Here is a 4,143-nt window from a genome sequence, read left to right on the forward strand (position 1 = left end):
ATACGGCGGGCCTGGTCGGCCAGGACGGTCCCCGAGAACGCACGGGCGGCCGCCGGGTCGATGTGGCTCCAGTCGCAGCACCCCGCACCCGCCGCCGCGGCGGGGCACAGCGGGTCGATCCGGTCCACCGACCTCTCGAGTACGCCGGTCACGGTGCCGCGACAGAAGGCTCGTCCCGGGTCGTCGTGGATCATCACCTCGACCAGCTCCCCCGAGATCCCGCCCCGGCAGAACACCACCCGCCCGGAATGCCGGGCCACGAACTCCCCGCCCTGCGCTGGGCCCTCGATGCGCAGCCGGAGCACACGCCCCGTCCAGTCGGTTCTCTCCGTCCGGGTCATCGGTCCTCCGGTCCGCCCCAGCGCCCGATGATGGGTTCGTCACGCGCCTGGTCCGCGCGGCCGTCCGAGGACGACAGCTGCCACGGGACGCTGGTCACCATGACACCCCTCTCGTACAGCAGTCGGGTCTTCAGACGCAGCGCGCTCTGATTGTGCAGGAGCTGCTCCCACCAGTGGCCCACGACGTACTCCGGGATGTACACGATCACGACGTCCCGGGGCGACTGGTCACGCAATCGTTTCACGTAGTCGACCACCGGCCGGTTGATCTCCCGGTACGGCGACTCCACCACCTTGAGCGGCACGGAGATCCGCCGCTTCTCCCACTCGCGGACCAGGATCCGGGTCTCCGCCGTCTCGATGTTCACGGTGAGCGCCTCGATGGTGTCCGGTCGGGTCGCCCGCGCGTAGGCGAGTGCCCGGAGGGTGGGCAGGTGCAGTTTGGACACCAGCACCACACAGTGGGTGCGGCTCGGGAGGACGACCTCCCAGGACGAGTCCTCGAGTTCGCGCGCGACCGACTCGTAGTGACGATGGATGAGTTTCATGACCCCGAACACGGCCAGCATCGCCAGCACCGCGATGTAGGCGCCGGCGAAGAACTTCGTGCTCATGACGATCACCAGCACACCGGAGGTGAGGACGAACCCGACCGCGTTGACCGCCCGTGCGCGCTGCACCCGTCGCCGGACGGCGGGGATCTGCTCGTTGCCCAGCCGCCGGGTCCAGTGGCGGACCATGCCGAGCTGGCTCAGAGTGAAGGCCACGAAGACCCCGACGATGTAGAGCTGGATGAGCACGGTGACCTGCGCGTCGAACGCCACCACCAGGACGATCGCCGCCACGGCGAGCAGGACGATCCCGTTGGAGAACGCGAGCCGGTCCCCGCGCGTGGCGAGCTGCCTCGGCAGGTACTTGTCGCGCGCGAGCACCGAGGCGAGCACGGGGAAACCGTTGAAGGCGGTGTTCGCCGCGAGCACCAGGATGAGGGCGGTGATGGTCATGATCACGTAGAAGGCGACAGGGAGACCCGCGAAGACCGGGTCGGCCAGCTGCGCGATCATCGTCTTCTGCTGGTAGTCCTCCGGCGCACCGATCAGTTGGGTGGCCGGGTCCTCCGCGACCTGCACCCCGAGCTGGTTGGCCAGCACGATGAGCCCGAGCAGGAACGAGATGGATACCACGCCGAGCATGACCAGAGTCGTCGCGGCGTTCCTGGCCCTGGGGCTGCGGAACGCCGGCACGCCGTTGTGGATGGCCTCGACCCCGGTCAACGCGGCACAGCCCGAGGCGAAGGACTTGGCCACCACGAACGCGAGCGCGAGCCCGGCGACCGCCACGCCGTCGGGCGTGACGAGCTCGAACTCCGCGGACTCCGCCCTCAGCTCACGTCCAAGCACGCCGACCTGGAACAACCCCCACACCACCAGCGCGGTCATGGCCGCCATGAACGCGTAGACGGGGATGGCGAACGTCGCGCGGGACTCCCGGATGCCCCGGAGGTTGATCGCGGTGAGCAGGACGATCGCGATGACGGCGAACACCACCTCGTTCGAGTGCACGAACGGGATCGCGGAGCCGACGTTGGCGGCCGCCGCCGAGATCGACACCGCCACGGTGAGCACGTAGTCGATGAGGAGGGCCGCCCCCACACCCAGACCGGCGTTCGGCCCGAGATTGACGGTGGCGACCTCGTAGTCCCCCCCGCCCGACGGATACGCGCGGACGTTCTGCCGGTAGCAGGCGATCACGACCACCATGACCACCGCCACCGCGAGCCCGACCCACGGGGTGAACGCCAGCGCCGACACCCCGGCCAACGACAGGATGAGGAAGATCTCCTCGGGGGCGTAGGCGACCGAGGACAACGCATCCGACGCGAAGACCGGCAACGCTATCCGCTTGCGCAGCGGGGTGTCCCCGGTGGTGTCGCTGCGGAAGGGGCGCCCCAACAGCAGGCGCTTGGTTCCGACGGAGACCCTGGAGATCCTGGACACCGACACATCGTAGGGCTCCGCGTGCCGCAGGGACAGCGCCGCCGACGAGGGTAGCGTGATCGGGACGGGTCCGCGCGTCGCGGACCGTGAGGAGCGGTACTGGCCATGAGGGTCATCATCATGGGCTGTGGGCGTGTCGGCGCGGCGCTCGCGACCGAGCTCGACGAGGGCGGTCACGAGGTCGTGGTGATCGACCGCGACCCCGCCGCGTTCGCCAGGTTGGCGGAGCAGTTCGACGGACGCACCGTCACCGGGCTCGGCTTCGATCGCGAGGTCCTCGTCGACGCCGGGTTACACGGGGCGGACGCGTTCGCGGCGGTCTCCTCCGGGGACAACTCCAACATCATCGCCGCGAGGGTGGCCCGCGAGACCTTCGGCGTCGAGCGGGTGATCGCCCGGATCTACGACGCCGGACGCGCCGAGGTCTACGAGCGGCTGGGCATTCCCACCGTCGCCACGGTGCCCTGGGCCACCGGCCGCCTCATCCGGTACATCACGTCCGGGTCGAGCCCGGTGGTCTGGCGCGATCAGACCGGCGAGGTGTCGCTCGTCGCCGTCGTCCCTCCGTCGGTGTGGGTCGGCGTGGGACTGGCGTCTCTCGCCGATCTGGTCGGTGGCACCGTGGTCGCGCTCACCCGCTTCGGGGAGTGCAGGGTGCCCGGCGGCAGCACTCTCGTGCAGGCCGACGACCTGATCCACCTCGCCGTTCCCTCGGGCGTGGTCGACGATCTCGACGACATCCTGGAGCGAGGACCATCTGATGACTGACCGACCCGTGACCGGCGATCCCGTCCCCGACGGTTCGGTCCCCGACTACGCCGACGGGGCCGGCCTGCTGGACCGCGCCCCCGCCCGCACGTTCCACGCCTCCACCATGCGGGTCCTGGTGGCCGGGGCCGGCGTGGTGGGACGATCGATCGCACGCGAACTCCTGGCCAACGACCACACCGTGACGCTGGTCGACAAGCGCGCGGCGGTCTTCGACCGCGACGGGGTGACCGGTGCCCGGCAACTCGTCGGCGACGCGTGCGAGTTGGGCTTCCTCGAACGACTCCGCGCGGAGGAGTCCGACGTGGTGGTCGCGGCCACCGGCGACGACAAGGTGAACCTGGTCGTGAGCCTGCTGGCCAAGACGGAGTTCGCCGTGTCCCGCGTGGTCGCCCGCGTCAACGACCCCCGGAACGAGTGGCTGTTCGACGACCGCTGGGGCGTCGACGTGGCCGTCTCCACCCCCCGACTCATGGTCTCCGTCGTGGAGGAGGCGGTCTCCGTCGGGGACGTCGTGCGGTTGATGACCCTGCGGCGCGGCGGCGCCAATCTGGTGAGCGTGACGCTGCCGGACCAGACCCCCCTCGCGGGCAGACCGGTCTCACGCGTCCGCTTCCCCCGGGACGCGGCGCTGGTGGCGATCCTCCGCGGGGGAAGAGTGATAGCCCCCGAACCCGACGTGCCGTTCGAACCGGGCGACGAGTTGCTGGTCGTGGCGCCGGAGGCCGCGGAGGCGGACCTGAGCACCGCGGTCCTCGGCGGCTGACCCACGCTCACCGATCCCGGCTTCCTCCACCGGGAACGGTGACGGCGACCTCCCGCCCGTAGCCCCACCCCGGGGCGAGCGGCAGCGCGTCCCCGCTCCAGAATCGGCCCGGGTCGTACCAACTGGCGTCGCCGGCCGGCAGCAGGACACCCATCGCCTCGAGTGTCATCCCGACCACCTCAGCGCAGTAGGCCGCCTCCACGCGCAGTGCGGGCCCGGAGTCCGCACGTCGGCGCCACGGAAGGCCGCTGCCCCGGCGCCCCGGGGCTCC

The 4,143-nt window shown here is 70.6% G+C and carries 4 protein-coding genes and 1 pseudogene; 2 read left to right on the forward strand and 3 right to left on the reverse strand.

The window, feature by feature from the left end; genetic code table 11:
* Together G6017_RS04095 and G6017_RS04100 are read right to left on the reverse strand one after the other, a co-directional pair.
* Positions 1-341 (reverse strand): TRAM domain-containing protein (locus G6017_RS04095; RefSeq protein ID WP_347237940.1); only part of this gene is annotated, 341 nt, incomplete at its 3' end.
* Positions 338-2,329 carry an amino acid permease gene (locus G6017_RS04100; RefSeq protein WP_182609330.1) on the reverse strand — a complete coding sequence of 664 codons (1,992 nt, stop codon included), beginning with the start codon at positions 2,327-2,329 and terminating at the stop codon, positions 338-340. The genes G6017_RS04095 and G6017_RS04100, both read right to left, overlap by 4 nt.
* Positions 2,330-2,443: 114 nt before the next feature.
* Here G6017_RS04100 and G6017_RS04105 point away from each other — a divergent pair, with 114 nt between their 5' ends.
* Entirely contained in the window at positions 2,444-3,106 is a 663-nt protein-coding gene (locus G6017_RS04105) for a potassium channel family protein (protein ID WP_182609328.1), read from the forward strand.
* A 106-nt stretch (positions 3,107-3,212) separates the two neighbouring features.
* A complete protein-coding gene (locus tag G6017_RS04110; RefSeq protein WP_182609329.1) occupies positions 3,213-3,872 on the forward strand; it encodes a potassium channel family protein in 660 nt (219 codons plus the stop codon).
* 7 nt (positions 3,873-3,879) lie between these two features.
* Here G6017_RS04110 and G6017_RS04115 read toward each other — a convergent pair.
* Positions 3,880-4,143: pseudogene (locus G6017_RS04115) on the reverse strand (hypothetical protein); the annotation flags it as partial.

The sequence above is a fragment of the Dietzia sp. B44 genome (assembly GCF_014145245.1).
Classification (GTDB): Bacteria; Actinomycetota; Actinomycetes; order Mycobacteriales; family Mycobacteriaceae; genus Dietzia; species Dietzia natronolimnaea.